13 protein-coding genes and 4 pseudogenes are annotated in these 19,974 nt (G+C 60.0%); 10 read left to right on the top strand and 7 right to left on the bottom strand.

The genetic code is table 11. The features are described from left to right. Positions 1 to 19 precede the first annotated feature (19 nt). From RB548_RS28375 to RB548_RS28390, 4 genes are all read left to right on the top strand, one after another. Entirely contained in the window at positions 20 to 1,630 is a 1,611-nt protein-coding gene (locus tag RB548_RS28375) for an ABC transporter substrate-binding protein (protein WP_331377084.1), read from the top strand. Positions 1,631 to 1,715: 85 nt separating this feature from the next. After that, positions 1,716 to 2,666, top strand: coding sequence for an ABC transporter permease (locus tag RB548_RS28380; protein WP_331377085.1), 951 nt, complete (start codon positions 1,716 to 1,718; stop codon positions 2,664 to 2,666). Continuing rightward, positions 2,663 to 3,526: an ABC transporter permease gene (locus tag RB548_RS28385; protein ID WP_331377086.1), complete on the top strand. Its 864-nt coding sequence runs from the start codon at positions 2,663 to 2,665 to the stop codon at positions 3,524 to 3,526. The genes RB548_RS28380 and RB548_RS28385 overlap by 4 nt, the downstream gene beginning before the upstream one ends. Continuing rightward, positions 3,526 to 5,181, top strand: coding sequence for an ABC transporter ATP-binding protein (locus RB548_RS28390; RefSeq protein ID WP_331377087.1), 1,656 nt, complete (start codon positions 3,526 to 3,528; stop codon positions 5,179 to 5,181). The genes RB548_RS28385 and RB548_RS28390 overlap by 1 nt, the downstream gene beginning before the upstream one ends. 141 nt (positions 5,182 to 5,322) lie before the next feature. On the opposite strand, the gene RB548_RS28395 is transcribed toward RB548_RS28390, so the two are convergent. Further along, on the bottom strand, positions 5,323 to 5,799 hold the full coding sequence (locus RB548_RS28395) for an Lrp/AsnC family transcriptional regulator (RefSeq protein WP_331377088.1): 477 nt from the start codon (positions 5,797 to 5,799) through the stop codon (positions 5,323 to 5,325). A gap of 236 nt (positions 5,800 to 6,035) precedes the next feature. On the opposite strand from RB548_RS28395, the gene RB548_RS28400 reads away from it, so the two are divergent. The 4 genes from RB548_RS28400 (at position 6,036) to RB548_RS28415 (ending at position 11,044) form a co-directional block, all read left to right on the top strand. Beyond that, positions 6,036 to 7,361, top strand: coding sequence for an NAD(P)/FAD-dependent oxidoreductase (locus RB548_RS28400; protein WP_331377089.1), 1,326 nt, complete (start codon positions 6,036 to 6,038; stop codon positions 7,359 to 7,361). A gap of 234 nt (positions 7,362 to 7,595) precedes the next feature. Continuing rightward, complete coding sequence (locus tag RB548_RS28405) at positions 7,596 to 8,588, top strand: ornithine cyclodeaminase family protein (RefSeq protein ID WP_331377090.1); 993 nt, start codon at positions 7,596 to 7,598, stop codon at positions 8,586 to 8,588. Then, positions 8,588 to 9,565 (top strand): threonine/serine dehydratase, encoded by a 978-nt coding sequence (locus tag RB548_RS28410; protein ID WP_331377091.1) that lies wholly within the window; start codon positions 8,588 to 8,590, stop codon positions 9,563 to 9,565. The genes RB548_RS28405 and RB548_RS28410 overlap by 1 nt, the downstream gene beginning before the upstream one ends. Before the next feature lie 408 nt (positions 9,566 to 9,973). Beyond that, positions 9,974 to 11,044 carry an IS110 family RNA-guided transposase gene (locus RB548_RS28415; RefSeq protein ID WP_331377120.1) on the top strand — a complete coding sequence of 357 codons (1,071 nt, stop codon included), beginning with the start codon at positions 9,974 to 9,976 and terminating at the stop codon, positions 11,042 to 11,044. 661 nt (positions 11,045 to 11,705) lie between these two features. Here the strand turns inward: RB548_RS28415 and RB548_RS28420 are convergent. The 6 genes and pseudogenes from RB548_RS28420 to RB548_RS28445 form a co-directional block, all read right to left on the bottom strand. Further along, positions 11,706 to 11,876: pseudogene (locus RB548_RS28420) on the bottom strand (Tn3 family transposase); the annotation flags it as partial. A gap of 21 nt (positions 11,877 to 11,897) precedes the next feature. Next, positions 11,898 to 13,231: pseudogene (locus RB548_RS28425) on the bottom strand (ISKra4 family transposase). A gap of 449 nt (positions 13,232 to 13,680) precedes the next feature. Beyond that, a complete protein-coding gene (locus RB548_RS28430) occupies positions 13,681 to 14,004 on the bottom strand; it encodes a MoaF-related domain-containing protein (RefSeq protein WP_331377092.1) in 324 nt (107 codons plus the stop codon). A gap of 72 nt (positions 14,005 to 14,076) precedes the next feature. Beyond that, positions 14,077 to 14,910 carry an aldo/keto reductase gene (locus RB548_RS28435; protein ID WP_331377093.1) on the bottom strand — a complete coding sequence of 278 codons (834 nt, stop codon included), beginning with the start codon at positions 14,908 to 14,910 and terminating at the stop codon, positions 14,077 to 14,079. Positions 14,911 to 14,924: 14 nt separating this feature from the next. Beyond that, positions 14,925 to 15,950, bottom strand: a complete 1,026-nt coding sequence (locus RB548_RS28440; protein WP_331377094.1) for an LLM class oxidoreductase — start codon at positions 15,948 to 15,950, stop codon at positions 14,925 to 14,927. 66 nt (positions 15,951 to 16,016) lie between these two features. Beyond that, a pseudogene (locus RB548_RS28445) lies at positions 16,017 to 17,196 on the bottom strand (MFS transporter). 157 nt (positions 17,197 to 17,353) lie between these two features. Between RB548_RS28445 and RB548_RS28450 the strand changes: the two are divergent. Both RB548_RS28450 and RB548_RS32305 read left to right on the top strand, forming a co-directional pair. Further along, positions 17,354 to 18,277, top strand: coding sequence for a LysR substrate-binding domain-containing protein (locus RB548_RS28450; protein WP_331377095.1), 924 nt, complete (start codon positions 17,354 to 17,356; stop codon positions 18,275 to 18,277). 353 nt (positions 18,278 to 18,630) lie between these two features. Continuing rightward, positions 18,631 to 19,205, top strand: a pseudogene (locus RB548_RS32305) (NADPH-dependent FMN reductase). Positions 19,206 to 19,974: the final 769 nt, after the last annotated feature.

The raw sequence follows: 19,974 nt of genomic DNA on the forward strand, positions 1-19,974 counted from the left end.
AGACGAAAAGGGGAATGACATGAACGACAAAATCACCAATTGGACCGGATCCGACGACGCCATGGTCGAAAACGCCATCCGCCGCGGAGCGACACGCCGTGAACTGCTGCAGATGATGCTCGCCGGTGGCGTTGCCCTCTCCGCCGGCAGTCTCGTGCTCGGCCGCGCCTCCCATGCTGTTGCTGCGGCGCCGGTCTCCGGCGGCGCGCTCAAGGCGGCCGGCTGGTCGTCCTCGACCGCCGACACGCTCGACCCGGCCAAAGCATCGCTCTCCACCGACTATGTCCGCTGCTGCTCCTTCTACAACCGTCTCACCTTCCTCGATAAAAGCGGCACCCCGCAGATGGAGTTGGCCGAGGCGATCGAGTCCAAGGATGCGAAGACCTGGACGGTCAAGCTGAGGAGCGGCGTCACTTTCCATGATGGCAAGCCGCTGACCGCCGACGATGTGATCTTCTCGCTGAAACGCCATCTCGATCCGTCCGTCGGTTCGAAGGTCGCCAAGATCGCCGCGCAGATGACGGGCTTCAAGGCCGTCGACAAGCAGACGGTCGAGATCATGCTCGCCAATCCGAACGCCGATCTGCCGACCATCCTCTCGATGCATCACTTCATGATCGTCGCCGACGGCACCACCGACTTCTCCAAGGGGAACGGCACCGGCGCTTTCGTGAGAGAAGTCTTTGAGCCCGGCGTGCGCTCGGTCGGCATCAAGAACAAGAACTACTGGAAGTCCGGCCCGCACGTCGATTCCTTCGAATATTTCGCGATCAGCGACGATAGCTCCCGCGTCAATGCGCTGCTCTCCGGCGATATCCACTTGGCCGCTACGATCAATCCGCGCTCGATGCGCCTGGTCGAGAGTCAAGGCGACGGCTTCGTCCTGTCGAAGACCACTTCGGGCAACTACACCAATCTCAACATACGCATGGACATGGAGCCCGGCAGCAAACGGGACTTCGTTGAGGGCATGAAGTACCTGGTCAATCGCGAGCAGATCGTCAAGTCAGCGCTCCGCGGCCTCGGAGAAGTCGGCAACGACCAGCCGGTTTCGCCGGCCAACTTCTACCATAATGGCGACCTGAAGCCGCGGGCGTTCGATCCGGAGAAGGCGAAATTCCATTTCGAGAAGGCCGGTCTCCTCAGCCAGTCAATCCCTGTGATCGCTTCCGAGGCGGCAAACTCCTCGATCGACATGGCAATGATCATCCAGGCCTCCGCCGCCGAGATCGGCCTGAAGCTTGACGTTCAACGCGTTCCGGCCGACGGCTATTGGGACAATTATTGGCTCAAGGCGCCGGTTCATTTCGGCAACATCAACCCGCGTCCGACACCGGACATCCTGTTCTCGTTGCTCTATACTTCGGAAGCGCCGTGGAACGAGAGCCAGTACAAGTCGGAGAAGTTCGACAAGATGCTGATCGAGGCGCGCGGCTCGCTCGACCAGGAGAAGCGCAAGGCGATCTACAACGAGATGCAGGTGATGGTCGCCAACGAGGCCGGCACTATCATTCCGGCCTATATCTCCAATGTCGACGCGATCACCGCCAAGCTCAAGGGCTTGGAAGCCAACCCGCTTGGCGGCCAGATGGGTTATGCCTTCGCGGAGTATGTCTGGCTCGAAGCCTGATGAAGCGAACGGTCGGGGTTGCAGCCGCGCCGCCGCAGCTCCGACCCTTTGGTTTTGAAATCTCGAATCCCGAAAGGGAACGCGCGTGAACAACCGTGTCCTATCGCTTGTCCTGAGCAGGCTGCTCATCGCCCTGATCACGCTGGTGATCGTTTCCTTCGCCGTCTTCTTTGCGACGACTCTACTGCCGGGAGACACGGCGACGATCCTGCTCGGCCAGGCCGCCACCCCGGAGGCCGTCGAAGGTCTGCGCAAGGCCATGCATCTCGACGAGCCGGCGATCTTCCGTTTCCTGCGCTGGATCGTCGGCTTGCTGCAGGGTGACCTCGGCACTTCCTATGCCAATGAGATGCCGGTCGCGGATCTAATCGGCGGGCGCTTCGTTAACACGCTGCAGCTCGCGGGCGTCACCGCGCTCTTCTCCGTGCCGATCGCGCTGACGCTCGGCATCACCGCGGCGATGCTACGTGGCTCGCTGTACGACCGCGCCGTCACCGTGCTGACGATCGGCGTCATCTCCGTGCCGGAATTCATGATAGCGACCTCCGCGGTCTTGATCTTCGCCGTCTATCTGAAATGGCTTCCGGCCCTCTCCTTCGCCAATGAAGTCACGTCGCTGACGGACCTCCTGCGTATCTATGCCATGCCGGTGATCACCCTTACCTTCGTCATCTCGGCGCAAATGATCCGTATGACCCGGGCAGCGGTGATCGAGACGCTCAACACACCCTATGTGGAGATGGCCTTGCTTAAGGGCGCCTCGCGGCCGCGCGTCGTATTTCGGCACGCGCTGCCGAACGCGCTGGGACCGATCGTCAACGCGGTCGCGCTTTCGCTCTCATACCTGCTCGGCGGTGTCATCATCGTCGAGACGATCTTCAACTATCCAGGTATTGCCAAGCTGATGGTGGACGCCGTCGCCACCCGCGACCTGCCGCTGATCCAGAGCTGCGCGATGATCTTCTGCCTCGGCTACCTGCTCCTAATCACGACGGCCGACATCATCGCCATCCTTTCCAATCCGAGGCTCCGATGACAATGACCAGTTCTGAGACCAAGTCTGACCGGATGTCCAGAACCCGGCTCGGCTATCGCTTCAACATCATCGGCATGATCGGTCTCGCGGTTATCCTTTTGTGGGCGTTGATCGCGATCTTCGCGCCGCTGATCATCCCCTACCCGGTGGGCGAAATCGTCGACCTCGACTATTTCGGCCCGATGAGCCGCGACTTCTGGCTCGGCTCCGATTATCTCGGCCGCGACATGCTCTCGCGAATCCTGATGGGCGCCCGCTATACGGTAGGCATCTCGCTTGCGGCGGTTACGATCGCCTGCTTCAGCGGCGTGGTGCTCGGCATGATCGCAGCGGTCGACGGCGGCTGGCTCGACACGGTGCTGAGCCGCTTCCTCGACGCCCTCAATTCGATCCCAAGCAAGCTGTTCGGCCTCGTGGTCGTCGCTGCCGTCGGCTCCTCCATTCCCGTGCTGATCCTGACGCTGTCGGTGATCTACATCCCCGGCGCCTACCGTTTCGCCCGCGCACTTGCCGTCAATATCAACGCGATGGATTTCATCACCGTCGCCCGCATCCGCGGCGAAAGCACCCTCTATCTCATCCGCTCGGAAATCCTGCCGAACATCGTCGGGCCGGTACTTGCCGACTTAGGCATCCGCTTCGTCTTCATCGTTCTCCTGCTCTCCGGCCTCTCCTTCCTCGGCCTTGGCGTCCAGCCGCCCTATGCCGACTGGGGGGCTCTCGTGCGCGAGAACATCGGCGGCCTGCCCTTTGGCGCACCGGCGGTGATGGCACCCTCCTTTGCGATCGCCAGCCTCACCATCAGCGTCAACCTGCTGATCGACAACCTGCCCAAGAAGATCCGCGATCGGAGCGAATGATGGTCAATCTCGTAGAAATCCGCGACCTGAAGGTCGAAGCCACCACCGATTCCGGTCGCCGCGTCGAGATCATTAACGGCGTCAGCTTCGACATCGCCGAAGGCGAGATCGTGGCGCTGATCGGCGAAAGCGGCTCCGGCAAGACCACGATCGCGCTCACGCTGATGGGCCATGCCCGCCCCGGCTGTCGCATCTCCGGCGGCAGCGTCTCCGTCGCCGGAAAGGACATGGTGACGCTCAGCGAAAAGCAGCGCGCCAGGGTGCGCGGCGTCGAGGTCGCCTATGTGCCGCAATCCGCCGCCGCCGCCTTCAACCCGGCCGCCACGATCATGGACCAGGTGATCGAGGTCACCCGCATCCATGGGATCATGTCGTCCGACGAGGCGCGCGCCCGCGCGGTGGATCTCTTCCGGGCGCTGTCGCTGCCAGAGCCCGAGACGATTGGCAGCCGCTATCCGCACCAGGTTTCCGGCGGCCAGTTGCAGCGGCTTTCAGCGGCGATGGCGTTGATCGGCGACCCGAAGCTCGTCATCTTCGACGAGCCGACGACGGCGCTCGACGTGACGACGCAAATCGAGGTGCTGCGCGCCTTCAAGTCGGTCATGAAGAAGGGCGGCATCGCCGGCGTTTACGTCTCGCATGACCTCGCCGTGGTCGCCCAGATCGCCGATCGGATCGTCGTCTTGAAAGGCGGCGAGACCAAGGAGATCGGTACGACCGAAGAGATCCTCGAGGGTGCAAAGCATCCCTATACGCGCGAGCTGCTGGCCGCCTTCGAGCCGAAACCGCGGGGTGCTGCAGGCTCGACCGACGGCGGTCCGGCCCCGCTGCTCGAAATCGAAAATCTCGTCGCAGGCTACGGCCAGAACCAAGCCGACGGCCTGCCCCTCGTGCGCGCCGTCGAGCATGTCAGTCTCAAGGTAGAGAAGGGGCGCAATCTTGGTATCATTGGCGAGTCCGGTTGCGGCAAGTCGACGCTCGCTCGCACCATCGCCGGCATATTGCCGGCCGCTGTCGGCAAGATCGTCTTCGACGGCAAGGAACTTGGTCGCAGCGCCCGCGAGCGCTCGCGCGATGAACTGCGCGAAATGCAGATCGTCTTCCAATACGCCGACACCGCGCTTAATCCGGCGAAATCCGTCGAGGACATCTTAGCCCGGCCACTTACCTTCTATCACCGAATGAATGCCAAGGCGCGCAGCGCACGCATCGACGAGTTGCTGGACATGGTGCGTCTGCCGCGCAACCTGCGTCATCGCCGCCCGGGCGAGCTTTCCGGCGGCCAGAAGCAGCGCGTCAACTTCGCCCGCGCGCTCGCCGCCGACCCGAAGCTGATCCTTTGCGACGAAATCACCTCGGCGCTCGATACGGTTGTCGCCGCCGCCGTCATCGATCTCCTCAAGGAATTGCAGCGCGAGCTCGGTCTTTCCTACATCTTCATCAGCCATGACCTCTCGGTCGTGGAGGCGATCTGCGACGAGATTGTTGTGATGTATGGCGGCAGAAAGGTAGAGGAAATTACGCCGGCGAAGGTCAAGACGCCTGCGCATCCCTATTCGCAACTGCTCTTCTCGTCGGTGCCGAAACTCGATCCCGCCTGGCTCGACGCGCTTGAGCAGGATCCGGAGCTGGTCCGGGCCTATTGCCGGCGCTAAGGCGCCGGCACGCTCCCCGCGGCACCTCTCCTCGGCCTGCCAGCCAGCTTTCGCCGCAAGCGGCGCGAAGGACGCTCGCAGCGATCCCGAGATTCCCGTTCCCAAGACGCACGCCAGCCCGTGCGAGCGGCGCGGAGCATCCTATAACCGAAACAGGCTGGTCAGCGGCATGTGCGCCTTGACGATCGGCGACTTCAAGACGACGAAACTGAAATATTTGTCGATGCCGACGTCCATGTCGGTGAGGCGCTCCATGATCGTCTGGTACTCGCCGATCCCGGCCGTGACAAACTTCAGAAGATAGTCGTAGCCGCCGGACACCAGATGGCATTCGATCACCTGGTCGACCTTGTCTATCGCCGCCAGGAACCGGGCAAAGTCGATCTGCCGGTGGTTCTTCAGCGTGATCTCGGTGAAGACCGTTAGGGTCTGCCCGAGCTTGCTGACGTTGATCTGCGCCGAATAGCCCTCAATGTAACCCTCCGACTGCAGCTTCTTCACCCGCATCAGACAGGGGCTCGGCGAGAGGTTGACCAACTCGGCGAGTTCCACATTGGTGATGCGGCCATTCTTCTGCAGTTCGTACAGAATCTTGATGTCGATCCGGTCGAGTTTCATGGCGCGCCTTTCCCCTTGCTGATGTGGCCAACGGGGGGCAGCAGATTGTGCTGCGACTTTCCCAGCGATGACCTTAACACACTGGAGAGACGTGTCGATTTCGTTTGGCACAATGGGCCAAAGCAGAAAGGACGGCATTGCTCCTGCAAGACGGAATCTTCTGCTGCGCGCAGTCGCAGTCCGGCAACGCCGTTGCGCCAAAGCCGCTAGACTGTGGTCGTAACGGAGGTCACGCCATGCCCGCACCGCTGAAACTCATCAACACAACGCCGCAGTTGCCCGAAGACGCCGATGCCGTCGTGATCGGCGGCGGCATTGTCGGCGTGTTTGCGGCCTACTATCTTGCCCGCCGCGGATTGAAGATAGCCCTCGTCGAGAAGGGCCGGATCGGCGCGGAGCAGTCGAGCCGCAACTGGGGCTGGTGCCGCCAGCAGAACCGGGACGCCCGCGAATTGCCGATGGCGACGAAGAGCCTCGATCTTTGGGAGCGTTTCGCCGCCGAGAGCGGCGAGGACACCGGCTTCCGACGTTGCGGGCTGTTCTACCTCAGCAATAGCGAAGAGGAACTGGCCGGATGGGCCCGGTGGCGCGACTTTGCCCGTACGCTCGGCGTCACAACGCATATGCTTGACAGTGCCGAGGCGACCGAACGCGGCCGCGCCACCGGAAAGCCATGGAAGGGGGGCGTCTTTTCGCCGACCGACGGCACCGCCGATCCGGCAAGTGCAGCACCCGCGGTCGCGCGTGCGATCCTCAAGCTTGGCGGCACCGTGCATCAGTCCTGTGCCGCCCGCGGCATAGAGACAGAAGGCGGTCGCCTTTCCGGTGTCGTCACCGAGCATGGCACTATCCGTGCGAAGACGGCGATCCTTGCCGGCGGCGCCTGGGCCTCCTGCTTCTGCCGGCAGCTCGGCATCCGTTTTCCCCAGGCGTCGGTCCGCTCGTCGATTCTTGCCGTCTCGCCAGGCGCCATCGGCCTTCCGGATGCGCTGCATACTGCCGCCGTTTCGGTGACGCGCCGCGGGGACGGCGGCTACACGCTAGCCATCAGCGGCCGCGGCCGTGTCGATCCGACGCCGCAGCAATTGCGTTTCGCGCCGCAGTTTCTGCCGATGTTCGCCCGGCGCTGGCGCAGCCTTGCACCCGGCGGCCTCGAAGGCTTCCGTTCCGGTCACGAGAGCCTGACTCACTGGCGCCTCGATGCCCCGACGCCAATGGAGCGCATGCGCATCCTTGATCCTGCAGTCGATAAGGCGACCGTTCGGCTTACCCATTCCCGCGCACTCGAGCTCCTGCCCGACCTGAAGAACACCAGTATCACCGCCGCATGGGCGGGCTATATCGACAGCACGCCGGACGGTGTGCCGGGCATCGGCGAAATCGCCGCCGTACCGGGATTCATCCTCGCCGCCGGCTTCAGCGGGCACGGCTTTGGTATCGGTCCGGGCGCGGGTCACCTGATCGCAGACATCGTCACCGGTGACGATCCACTCGTCGACGCCCGCCCCTATCATCCGGACCGCTTCCGAAAAGCTGCCTGGGGAAAAGTCGCTGATTTTTAGATGAGGTCCCCGCGTGGGGACCAATCTGGGCAAGCGCCTCTTCCAACACTTTCGCCTAAGCTCGGAAAGACGCCGCCGCAACTCTCTGCCAAAGCCCCTATGCGATACAAAATAATATGCTTCAGCTCGCGGCGAATGCGGCCACTAGCCTCCCCGCTCTCCCACTATGGTGATTGCGGTACAGGGTGTGCCGTGCCGATGCATCCCATGAAGCCAAAAATCGAGAGGTCATGTATGAAAACGCTGCTGCTTAAGAAGGATGAAGTAAGGCGGCTAATCGGTATGAAAGAAGTCATCGGCGCGGTGGAAGAGGCATACAAAGCCTTTAACAGTGATCAGGTGGAACAACCTGATTATATAGGGATGCATCTCCCATCGCCTCGTGGGGAAATTGACTTCAAGCTTGGTTACTACAAAGCCAATGAAGTGATCTCCATGAAAGCATCTTCTGGTGGGTTCATTGATAACCCGACAGCACACAGTGTGCCTAGTGGCATGGGGACCATTCTCCTGTTTGATGCCAGGAGCTGTGCGTTGATTTGCATCATGGATGGAAGCTTGATCACTGGCCTCAGAACGGGGGCGTCTGGAGCAGTCTCCGTCAAAGCCCTAGCGAGGAAAAACGCCAGGACGATCGCATCGATCGGGACAGGAAATCAGGCAAGGATGCAAATTCGGGCGATCAACGAGATCATGAAAATTGAAGAGATCCATGCATGGGACAGTAATCCGGATACGCTTTCCAAATACAAGACGGATATCGAAAGCGAATTTGGCATTCCTGTAATCATGGCAAACTCCAAAAAAGAAGCCGTTGAGCGGGCCGATATCTTGATTACGACGACCCGCGGGAAAGGGTCGCTTGTGGAAGCGGATTGGGTGAAGCCCGGTACACACATCGTTGCAATCGGTACGGATCAACGCGGCAAACAGGAGCTGGATCCGGAGCTCTTCAGGAACGCGAAAATCATCGTCGACTCGATTTCGCAATGCACAGAAAAGGGCGAGACCTGGCACCCGCTGAATAGAAACATCATCGCCAAAGGCGACATCCATGGCGAAATCGGAGAGATATTGTTGCGAAGGAAGCCGGGACGAGAAAGTGATGGCGAAATCACGATTTTCGATTCCACGGGGATGGCCATACAAGACAATACGACAGCCAGCAAAATCTATCAGAACGCAATAGCCAATAACGTGGGCACGTTCTTTCAGTTTTTTGAGTGATGGCTATGCGCAACTACCCCACCATTCAGGACATCCGTGAAGCTCAGCAACGGCTGAAACCGCACGTCAGGCACACGCCGCTATTGCGTGCGGACAAAATCGAGAAAGCGGCTGGTTGTCAGCTTTATCTCAAACCCGAAACCCTGCAGATTACTGGCGCATTCAAAATTCGCGGCGCTCTAAACAAGGCACTTTCGCTCTCGAGAGAAGAGATCGCAAACGGCATTATTGCGACCTCGTCGGGCAACCATGCCCAAGGGCTTGCTTATGCCGCCAGGATGCTGGGCGTAAAAGCGATATTGGTCCTTCCGGTCACCACACCCAAAATCAAGATCGAGAACACCAAAGCCCTCGGGGCAGAAGTCATTCTTTTCGATGGCGACACCGCCGCCAGATGGAAAAAGGTGTATGAAATCGCTGAAGAAAACAAATACGCGGCTGTTCACGCTTTTGAAGACCCCATCGTGATGGCCGGTCAGGGAACGATCGGCTGTGAAATCCTGCAGGACCTGGACGATGTAGATACGGTCATCGTTCCCGTGGGCGGCGGAGGCCTAATCTCGGGAATCGCTACCGCCATAAAAGAAACGAAACCATCGGTTCGCGTTATCGGGGCAGAGCCTGCCTTGACACCGAAGTATTTTCACAGCCGGATAAACAAGGAGCGCACATCGCTTCCCTTAAAGAACACTATTGCGGATGGTTTGAGGATAAGCGTTCCGGGTCAAAACCCGTATCCGATTATCGAAAAGTATGTGGACGAGATTGTTCTTGTTGAAGACGAGCACATCATCGCCGGGATGCGTGCTCTTGCCAAGGATGCGAAATTGATCGCTGAACCAGCCGCCTCGATTGGCGTCGGAGCACTGTTGGCGGGCACCATAGACGTCAAGCCCGATGAAAAAGTCTGTGCGGTGTTGTCTGGCGGGAACTGGGATCTACGCGACCTTGCCGAGATATACAATGTAGCGGGGTAATCAGTTCCAGCTTCGGTCAGTTCACCGCCCCGATCGCAGTTGAACGTCTGAGATCCTCATCGCCAAGCAAGATCTGCCGGTCCGGAATGCGGCCCGAACACGTCACTCGGCGATCAGCTTGGCGACGACCGCTTGCCACCCTATTGAGAAGTTCACCAGGCCGCGACCTGAATTGTGGGAGGCGTTTTCCAGCCGCGCCGGCATGGCCGGCATAAGCGGCCGCAGCGAGCCTCGGGAGCGGAGCAGCCGAAGGCAACCCGCGCCCGCCAGGTTGACCCGATGACGATCACTTGCGCCGAGTTCGGAGCTTTTTGAATGTGCTCTTCGTGGACGAGCAACAGAAAGGAAGCTCACATGTCGGCGGGAAGGAAGTACATCGGCCTCGACGTTCATTAGGAGACGGTCGCCATTGCGGTGGCAGATGAAGGCAACGACCGGGAGGTTCGCTATTTCGGCACGGTGGCGAACCGACCGGAAGCGTTGCACGCGGCGCTGAAGAAAATCGCCCAGGGCGGTTTCGAGCTTTGCGTCTGCTACGAATCCGGCCCTTGTGGGTTTGTCATCTATCGCTATCTCCGGAAAGTCGGGATTGACTGTACCGTCATATCGCCATCTACGATGCCGCGCCACGCGAGCGACCGGATCAAGACCGACCGCAGGGATGCCCAGATGCTGGCCCGTCTGTTGCGCGCCGGCGAACTTGTTGCCGTCTGGGTTCCGGATGAGGCCCATGAGGCGATCCGGGACGTCGTGCGTGCGCGCCGACAGGCCAAGACAGACCTTTCCGCCGCAAAAGCGGCATTGAAGAGTTTCCTGTTGCGCCATGACCGGCGGTTCACCGGTAAATCGATCTGGGGCAAGTCCTACTGGAACTGGTTGGCCGAGCTGACATTCGCGTTCCCACATCAGCAGTTTGTCTTCGAGGAATACAAGCGACGCATCCACGACCTCGAGGCATGTTGCGAGCGGCTGGAAGACGTCTTGGCCGAGGCGGTTTCGGGCTGGACGCTAGCGCCGATCGTCGAAGCGCTTCAGGCCTTGCGAGGTGTAAAATTGATTGCGGCCGTGACGCTTGTGGCGGAGATCGGCGATCTCCATCGCTTCACAAGTCCCAAACAGCTGATGGCATGGCTCGGTCTTGTTCCCGCCGAGCATTCGACCGGAAAGAGTATCAGGCGTGGGGAGATCACCCGGACCGGCAATGCCGCTGCCCGCACGATGCTAATCGAGTCCGCATGGCACTACAGGTTTCCCGCCAGGGAGGGACTGGCATTGCGACGGCGCAACACCGCAATCGCGCATGAGATCAACGCGATTGCGTGGAAAGCGCAGGTACGCCTTTGCGCCAAGTTCCGGCGCCTGGCTGCGGCAGGAAAACCGACGGTCAAAGTCGTCACGGCGGTCGCGCGAGAGCTTGCCGGCTTCATCTGGGATATCGCGCGGCAAACGCCTGTCGTTACCTCTGAGGTTCGAGGGTAGCGCGCACAGGGCGAAGCTGGTCGGGGTTGCGCAGCCCGGAGCGCGCGGTTTGCAGGGAAAGGAAGCTGGGATTTAAGGGGAAGGACATAGGACCTGGGTGGCGTGCTGCGCGGTCTGATCGACGTAGGACAATCCTCGATACGGCGCTGGGGCAGGAAATCCGATGCCCGCCAGGTTGAAGGAGGCAGGTCCACGACGGAACAGGGTCGTGCGGTAACCAATCCGCGGATGAGTGCATGATCAATCGTCGTCAGGCGACAGTCGCGCAGCACACCAGCCAGGTCGTCATATTGCGTCAGCGCTGGCTTTGATGCGAGAATAAACACGTGCACATTCATCCGTGATCGTCATGAGAGCGCTGTAGGGTTTTCCGTGGGAAACGCCGGCACCAGAGATGGAAAATCAAAATGAACCGCTTGCCGGGGCCAGTCGGTCCCGGTTCCCGGCTGATCGCCGGCGCTATGCTGAACCTCCTGCGGCGGTCCTTTTAACCGGTCAAGCGGTGCGCGAACGGGCTTCGGCCGATGCGCTAAGCCTCCGCCTGGTACGCTCATTGTTGCTTTGGGAGGGAAAGGGTGGTTCGGCCCCCTCTCCCCTACAAGAGGGCATAGCGTTGATTTCCCGCTAAACAACGCTACGGTAGAACCAAGCCTGAACGCTGTCACGCTGCTCGCTGTTTTCCAGCCAGGTTGAGCGGTTTCCGGTCGGTTGCCCTCGCGGCACGATCCCAAAGGAAATCGCCGGAGAAGGCGATGTGCTCCCATCCGACCGGTGAGGTATGGGTCAAGAGATCGTCTGGGACAATTTCGCCTTGTGCCCGCAGGTGCGCCACGGGAGCGGGAAAAGACGGGGGTCAAGCGGCAAGAGCAAGCCTAGCTTGTTTGAGCCGGCCGTCGGCCACGGCGGCACGGACTTGAAGGACACGATGAGCACCCACCGGAGACCAGCGCATCTGACGCTTCTTGTTCATGCGGGCATTGACGAGGCTGTTGGCGTCGATATCGGCTGCCCTGACCAATATCGGCGGCAGTAATCGACAATGGACCTTGCGTTCTGGACCAAATAGGTCTGGAGATTGCTAATCAATACGGACAGACGCTTGAGCTTATGGCTGGTGTCCTGAAGCCGAGCGTGCTGCTCCAGCTGGTAGAGCATGTTCTTCACGGCTCGCGTCGTCTCCTCCAGATAGCCGCTCCAGAGAAGATGCCGAAGCCTCGGCACATGAAGGGCAATGTCCCGAAGGTAGATGTTCAAATCGCCGATATGCCTGAGGCCTTCCCAAGCCTGTTCGATGTGCCGAAGCCGCATCGACAGATGGAACCAGTCAAGGATGTGGGTTACAGGCTGCCGTGTTGCGGTGAGCACAATACCTTGCAGTCCAACATCTCCGTCGCTGAAGACAGTAACGTCTCGGCCAGGCATCCATCCCTGCGCTCGCAGCGCCGCACGAACCGCGTCGCGCTTGCCGGTGGCGACATTCGGCGCGGCCGCGAACTGACGGGGTGGCCGTCCCGATGAAACAACGCGCCCCATCGCGATTTCGAAGTGCCGACTTTGATATCCGGGTACTGCTCGGATGTAGGCGCCGTCAATGAAAACGGAAATGGTGGATTTGCCGGCTCGGCTGATGCGATAGGGGCTAGCGGCGTCCCACTTTTCAATCTGATCGGCAACCTTGGCGAGCCGGTTGCTGACGGTCCGATGATTGTGTGGTCGCGCGGTCGGCACAAAGAGATCGAGCACCCGGGCAGCCTCTCGAAATGACAGCCGGGAGCCGAGTTCCGCCTGGACTCGCTCCAATTCCGGTGTTGCTCTGCCCTTCAACAAGGTCTCGATGCTCGAGCCCGATGTTGTTGTCTTTCCGCAGGCACAACTGCGGAACCGAGGGACGCGCAAGCGGCAAATGCCGAAGAGCGAGTAGACCGTACGAGATCGATAATCATGAATTCCGTGAAGGCGATCGCAGTCGTGACATTTCCGATCGTGCTGGCTGGCTTGATCCACCTGAAACTGCGTAAGCTCCTCTTGCAGACGGCGTTGTATTGCCTTGCCCTCCTCCAGGGATAGGCCGAAATCGTCGAACCGCGCTCCCTCGACCATGCGCTCGACAACTGCCAGTTCCCGACGTTGTCGAACGCCATTCAACCCAACCAACTCGACCAAGACATTCATCTTCAATTGCGCCATCCACCAGTACCCCTTCTGAAAAGGGTTCTGGTTACACCCAAATTCTTACCCCCATCTTTTTCCCGCTCCCCCGATTGAAATTATTGGTACAGCATTCTCTTAATTAAATACCGAGCGACACCGGCAAAAAGACATAAAACCAGAGAGGGTATCACTCATGGAAGCAACCGCCAGGGCCGATCCAGGAAACGCCGGCAATAGGCTCAGCCCGATAACGGATATGCCTGAGTTCAGCAGCAATTGCCGCCGTGACATCAACGTCTTTCCCGACATTTCGTGTTCCTCATCTTTTTGCGGCTCCGAAGTGGAGTCGCTATGCACCGATTGATTCACCTCCCACTTCGCGCTTTTAAGTTGCCAACAAAGTCGATGACTGATCCGCGGTTCGTTGGGCCAAAGGATTCTTCCAACGGAGAGAGGTCGCCTGCGTCGGTACACCCGCCAGGTAATCACTTCTGGTCCGCGAGCGGACGTAGCGTTCCGGAAAGCCGGTAGAAATCCGATTGCGGGGTGGTGAAGAAGGTCAGCGAAGAGCCCCTCTCGAAATTGTCGACATGCACGACGGTCGAGCCGTCGGCTTCCTGCCAGGAAATGACGTAGGTGCCACCGTCGAGTTCCTTCCATTCAAAGGCGACTCCCGCAGTGGCGCCCTTGAGCGGGCCGTCGGTGATCTCATAGGTGAGGCTGTTCTTTTCGCCGGAATAGGCGTTGGTGGCGACGAGATCGCCATAGTCGACTTCAAAGGTTCGGCCTGCAAAGGGAAATGCGAACATTGGGGATATTTCCATTGACGATCAGGGGTTGAGAAAATGAAGGGAGAGGCGGACGCCCCTCCCCTCCGGATATCAGGCAGCCTTGTCCCATACCGGCGCTAGGCCGTCCGGCGACACGATGCGGCCGCCGGGAACAGCCAGTGCATGGATGGCGGCCATTTCATCGGCCGAGAGTGCGAAGTCGAAAATCGCGAAGTTTTCGGCGGCGCGGGCCTCGCCGACCGTCTTGGACAGCGCGATGACGCCCTCCTGCTGAACAAGCCAGCGCAGAACCACTTGCGCGACCGACTTGCCGTGCTTGGCGCCAATGTCCTTGAGGACGGAGTCGTTAAAGACCTTGCCGTCGGCCATGCCGTAGTAGCCAGTGATCGACATGCCAGCCTTCTTCGCAGCTGCAATCACAACATCCTGATTCAGATAGGGATGGTACTCGATCTGGTTGGTGACGATCGGGGCCTGCGAGAGCTTGACCGACTCGGCCATCAAGTCGGTGTTGAAGTTGGAAACGCCGATATGGCGGACCTTGCCGGCTTGCTTCACCTCGTTCAGCGCGCCGATCTGCTCGGCAAGCGAAACCGCTTCGTTCGGCCAGTGCAGCAGCAGCAGGTCGACATAATCGGTCTTCAGCTTCTTCAGGCTCTCATCGACGGACTTGATGAAGGCGTCGTGCCCGTAGTTCTCGACCCAGACCTTGGTGGTCAGGAAGATATCGCCACGAGCCACGCCGGAGTTGACGATGGCTTCGCCGACTTCCGCTTCATTGCCATAGATCTGCGCGGTATCGACATGGCGGAAACCAACCTTCACGGCATGGGGAACGATCCTGAGCACGTCGGCGCCAGGTACGCGGAAGGTGCCGAAGCCGAGGGCCGGAATGGTGGCGCCATTGGCGGTTACATTATGCATTGGTTGCTCCTTGGTTATTCCGCAGCGGTCTTCGCTGGGGAGGATTGGCGGTTGAGGGCAGGCAGGACATCGCGCGACAATTCGTCGATCACCTCGTTGAGCGGCCGCCGCGAAGGCCGCAGCAGAAGTGCAAGATGGTCGACGCCGGCGTCCTCCAGCGCATGCAGGTGGTCGATGAAGGCGTTGCGCCCAGTACGGGCACCGAAGCGGCGCGGCGTTGGCTGATCGTCTGGATCGTCGGCCAGATCGAGGTGGAAGGCGCTGACGAAAGCGCCGCGCGGCAGGCCGAGGGCTTTGCGGGCAGTGGTCCAGTCGCGCGCCTGGGCGGCGAGCCGCTCCACCCCGTTAGGATAGACGAACCGCCCCTGCATGTTGGCGGCGATCCAGTCCGGCGACTGGCGGCCCTGCCCGGCGATGATCATTGGGATCTGGGGCTGCTGCGGCTTCGGCAGCAGGTCGAGGCTTGGTTCGATCCGGCCGTCGCCAAGCGGCAGACCACCGGTCTTCCAGGCATCGCGCAGATAGGAGACGGCGCCGCGGAAGGCTTCGCCGCGGCCCTCAAAGTCAAGACCGAGCAGCGGATATTCCACCGGCCGGTCGCCGGATGCGACGCCGAGGATCAGGCGCCCGCCCGACAGCTTGTCGACGGAAGCGGCCGCCTTGGCGACCATCATCGGATGACGCAGCGGCAGAACGACGGCTGCCGTGCCCAGGGCTATATTCTCGGTAATTCCGGCGAGGAACCCAAGATTGACGAACGGATCGTAGACGGAGCCGGCATCGCCGAAATTGTTCGGATCGAACACCGGCACGTCGCGCATCCAGACGGCGGCGAAACCGGAACGGTCGACCTGGCGCACGAGATCGGGATAGTGAGTGAGATCGGGAACACCGAAGGGACGGCCTTCCTTTACGCGCAGCCCTTCCCGCTCCGGGGACCAGTCGTTGTCGAGCGGAAGCTCGACGCCGAGCGTCAGGCCGCCTTCCGGCTTGCGGATGCGGTCGAGCGCAAAGAACTGGCCTGCGTTGAACGTAGACATGAGAATTCTCCGGGATGAGGCTTGATTGGGCAGGCCCGACGCTGATCGCGCCGGGCCTGCCAGACATTAGGCGGCCTTCAGGACCGGAGCCGCACGGCGATCGAGGGCGCCGCTCCACATGGTCAGGAACAGCGCGACGACAACAAGGATGGCGCCGACCCAGGGGGTCGCCCCGAGACCCAGCGGCGATTCGACGACCAGACCACCGAGCCAAGCGCCGATTGCGATACCGAGGTTGAAGGCGGCGATGTTGAGAGCCGAGGCGACGTCGACGGCGCCCGGACGGTGTTCCTTGGCAAGCTTCACTACGTAGAGCTGCAGGCCCGGCACGTTGCCGAACTGAAGGAAGCCGAGTGCCGCGAGGGTGATGATCGCCAGGACCGGGGAAGCCGCGGTAAATGACAGGATGACGAGCACGATGGCCTGCAGGATGAACAGACCGACGAGCGCCTTGACCGGGTTATGATTGGCGATCTTACCGCCGGCGATGTTGCCGATGGCGATGGCGATGCCGTAAAGCACAAGGATCAGGCTGACGCTTTGCTCGGAAAAACCAGTAATTTCCTGCAGGATCGGCGCCAGGAAAGTGAAGGCGACGAAAGTGCCACCGTAACCGAGCGCGGTCATGGCGAAGACGATCAGCAGACGGCCGGAGCCGAGGACGCGGACCTGGTCGAGCAGGCTTGCCGGCGGCGCTTTCTTCAAATTGTGCGGCAAAAGGGCGGCAATGGCGATAAAGGCGATGACGCCAAGCGCGGCAACGGCCCAGAAGGTCGCACGCCAGCCGAAGAGCTGACCGATATAGGTCCCGATCGGCACGCCGGTGACGATGGCGACGGTCAGGCCCATGAACATCATGGCGATGGCCGAGGCACGGCGGTTCTCCGGCACGAGGTCGGCGGTGGTCGAGCCGACGGAGAAGAAGACGCCGTGGGCGAAGGCGGCAAGGACGCGGGCGATAAGCAGAAGCTCATAACTCGGCGACAGGGCTGCGACCGTATTGCCGACGATGAACAGGGCCCATCAAGCCGAGCAGCAGCGGCTTTCTTTCGATCTTGCCGGTCAGCGCCGTCAGGATCGGCGCGCCGAAGGTGACGCCGAGCGCATAGACGCTGACGATGAGGCCGGCGAGCGGCAGGGTGATGTTGAGGTCGTTCGCAACCGTCGGCAAAAGCCCGACGATCACGAACTCGGTAGTGCCGGTCGCGTAGGCCGCAATCGTCAAGGCAAAAATTGCTAAAGGCATGACAGATTCCTCTCCCTCGACATCCGGTCGAGGGCGTTGGAGACAGCCGCGCTGTCCGGTGGAGTGATTGGTGAACGCAAAATGGTCAAAGAGAGCTTGCGTGATAATTAGGAGTGCTGGATAAATTCCTTTGAATTGAATTCACAGGATGGGGCAGATGGACAATCGCGCTGGTGAAATGGAAGTATTTGTAAGTGCTGCGGAATTGCAGAGTTTTTCGGCTGCAGGACGGCGGTTGAGGCTCTCCCCATCGGCGGTCAGCAAGCTCATCACCCGGATCGAGGACCGGCTCGGAACACGTCTGCTCGTGCGTTCAACACGGACAATGACGCTGACGCCGGAAGGCGAAGTCTATTTGTTGAGAGCCCGGCGAATTCTGGCAGAGATCGCAGAAACCGAGCAGATTGTTGCAGGCGGTGAAAAATTGATGCCGAGGGGGTTGCTTCGGGTTAACGCTTCCGTTGGCTTTGGTGAACGTTATCTCCTCCCCTTGGTACCAGCGTTCCTGGACCTCTATCCCGAAGTTCAACTCGATATTTCGCTGACTGATGGCATCATAGGACTGATTGAAGAGCGTACAGATATCGCCATCCGCTCCGGCGCAATGGACGACTCATCGCTGAAAGCACGGAAACTTTTGGAGAGTCGACGGGTCATCGTCGCTTCTCCGTCCTACCTCGAAACGCACGGCATACCAGAAGCGCCTGGGGATCTTGCAAGCCACAATTGCTTCAGTTTCAACTTCCGGCGCAGCCTCAACGAGTGGCCGTTCCGGAATCCAGGATCAACAGAGATCTATCGCCTCCCTGTTTCCGGCAACAGCTCGGTCAACAGTGGCATGATCATGCGCCGACTCTGTCTTGCCGGTAGCGGCTTGGGTCGCGTGGGCCAATTCCATGTTCAGCCGGACATCGACGCAGGTTTATTGGTTCCAGTCTTGGAGGACTATAATCCTGAAGACATCGAATTGATTCATGCCGTTTTCGCTGGGCACGAGCATCTCGCGGCCCGCATCCGCGCGTTCATAGACTTCCTGGTAGAATATGTCGGTAAGGACCAAACATGGGAGCCAATCCCGTGATGTGTTCCTGTCGTTCCTGAAGATATCCCTAAGGTCACGCTGACAGTTTTGCGAATCTTGGTCCTGCGGGTTGGGGGGGTGCCGACGAGAATGCCGGCACGCATGTTCGGCTCATACGAGCCGCGGATCCGGCTTTTCTTTTCACAGACGAAACGCGGCAGCGGTCGCCTGCGCGATCGCGTCGCCGGCCTCGGTGCTCGCGACCAGCTTCGGCTGGTTCGCGGCATCGCCCATATCGAGCATCCAATGATATCGTCCTTGTCTGCACGGATACCGATGACGCCGCTCATGCCACGACCATCCGGGCGCGGCCTGCCGGCCCAGATTTCGTTCGGGGCGATGGATGGGAAAGAATCAGCAGGCCGAAAATAGTCGGAATCGCAGGATCGCACAATCGTCCGTCGCACACCCGGTGGCTGGTCGAAGACGCCACGCAACTCGCAGCGGCGACGTATCGGCTGGGCGCGCGCGTCTACGATCTCGTCGATGTTGGACCGTCTCTTGGCCAGGCGTTCAATTTGCAAGCACTGGACTCAATCGTCAGTCACGTCGTTTCCGAGATCCTCGACGCCGATATCTTCATTGTTGGCACCCCGACCTACAAAGGGAGTTATCGTGGCTTGTTCAAGCATTACGACTTGCTTGAGCCGGACGCTCTTCATGCCAAGCCGCTTATGCTCTGTGCAACTGGGGCGGAAGACGGCACACCCTGATGCTTGAGCACCTGCTCAGGCCGCTATTCAGCTTCTTTAGGGCGCAAATTCTTCCAACAGCAGTCTACGCAACGGCGGCCGACTTCGAAAATGGCCACCTGCGTGGAGAGGAGATCAATCGACGGCTTCGCATGGCCGTGCGTGAATTGGGCCTGTTTCTCGGAGTGATCGAGTGTGACCCAGAAGGATGCGACGTGAATACGTTCGGTCTGTGATGCCGCAGTTACACGAAACCCAGAACCTTTCAAGATCGCTGAATTTTCTCGATCAGCCTACCCGCAAAATGCTGACTCCCTTTTGTAGTCTTCATTTCACAAAAAAGATTTCATTCGTGAGCACATGTCCAACGCAATGAACTGATGGCGGGGATGCCCCTTCGGCCGGCATCGACGTATGATGCCTGCTCGGCGCCGTGTGGCGCTCACGAGGGAAAGGCAGACGACTGCAGCGCATATCGTTGCGATCGACCTCGCAAAGCGGACCTTAGGTCTGCGCAACAGATGGCGCCCGTGCGGTTCTATTCAACGGCTCCTTCCGCGGGAGCGATTACAGCAGTTTCTGAGTGAGCAGCCACCTTGCATCATGGCGATAGAAGCCTGTACCACCTCTCACTTCTGGGGTTAGCTCGCTCAAAGTCGCGGCCATGATGTACGGCTGATCGCACCAATCCACGTGAAGCCTTTCGTGAAACTGCGCTCCTCCTCTTCATGATCCCGGAATACGCCAGCGGCCTCCTCACCCCGGAGCAGTCTCGCATCGCCGTTGACCACGTCCTTCGGATAGCCAACCGCGTTGCCAAAACTGTGGCGACCCGCTGCGCGGCTCGCCAGTAAGTTCGGCGCGCTTCCTATCGAAAGCTACTGATTAGGTGGATTCGTTGCGTGTCCTAAGGATCGTGTGGTCGAGGCTCGGCGCGCCTGAGATTGGTGAATTGAATTCATAACAGTTGATGCGGTTACGCATATTATCCCTGCTACCGATGGG

Source organism: Sinorhizobium chiapasense (assembly GCF_036488675.1).
In the GTDB taxonomy this organism is placed as follows: domain Bacteria; phylum Pseudomonadota; class Alphaproteobacteria; order Rhizobiales; family Rhizobiaceae; genus Sinorhizobium; species Sinorhizobium chiapasense.

Bases quoted from the DNA above. Each gene is read 5' to 3' on its own strand.
- RB548_RS28375 (WP_331377084.1), top strand. From the start codon at position 20: ATGAACGACAAAATCACCAATTGGACCGGATCCGACGACGCCATGGTC.
- RB548_RS28385 (WP_331377086.1), top strand. From the start codon at position 2,663: ATGACAATGACCAGTTCTGAGACCAAGTCTGACCGGATGTCCAGAACC.
- RB548_RS28390 (WP_331377087.1), top strand. From the start codon at position 3,526: ATGGTCAATCTCGTAGAAATCCGCGACCTGAAGGTCGAAGCCACCACC.
- RB548_RS28395 (WP_331377088.1), bottom strand. From the start codon at position 5,799: ATGAAACTCGACCGGATCGACATCAAGATTCTGTACGAACTGCAGAAG.
- RB548_RS28400 (WP_331377089.1), top strand. From the start codon at position 6,036: ATGCCCGCACCGCTGAAACTCATCAACACAACGCCGCAGTTGCCCGAA.
- RB548_RS28405 (WP_331377090.1), top strand. From the start codon at position 7,596: ATGAAAACGCTGCTGCTTAAGAAGGATGAAGTAAGGCGGCTAATCGGT.
- RB548_RS28410 (WP_331377091.1), top strand. From the start codon at position 8,588: ATGGCTATGCGCAACTACCCCACCATTCAGGACATCCGTGAAGCTCAG.
- RB548_RS28430 (WP_331377092.1), bottom strand. From the start codon at position 14,004: ATGTTCGCATTTCCCTTTGCAGGCCGAACCTTTGAAGTCGACTATGGC.
- RB548_RS28435 (WP_331377093.1), bottom strand. From the start codon at position 14,910: ATGCATAATGTAACCGCCAATGGCGCCACCATTCCGGCCCTCGGCTTC.
- RB548_RS28440 (WP_331377094.1), bottom strand. From the start codon at position 15,950: ATGTCTACGTTCAACGCAGGCCAGTTCTTTGCGCTCGACCGCATCCGC.
- RB548_RS28450 (WP_331377095.1), top strand. From the start codon at position 17,354: ATGGACAATCGCGCTGGTGAAATGGAAGTATTTGTAAGTGCTGCGGAA.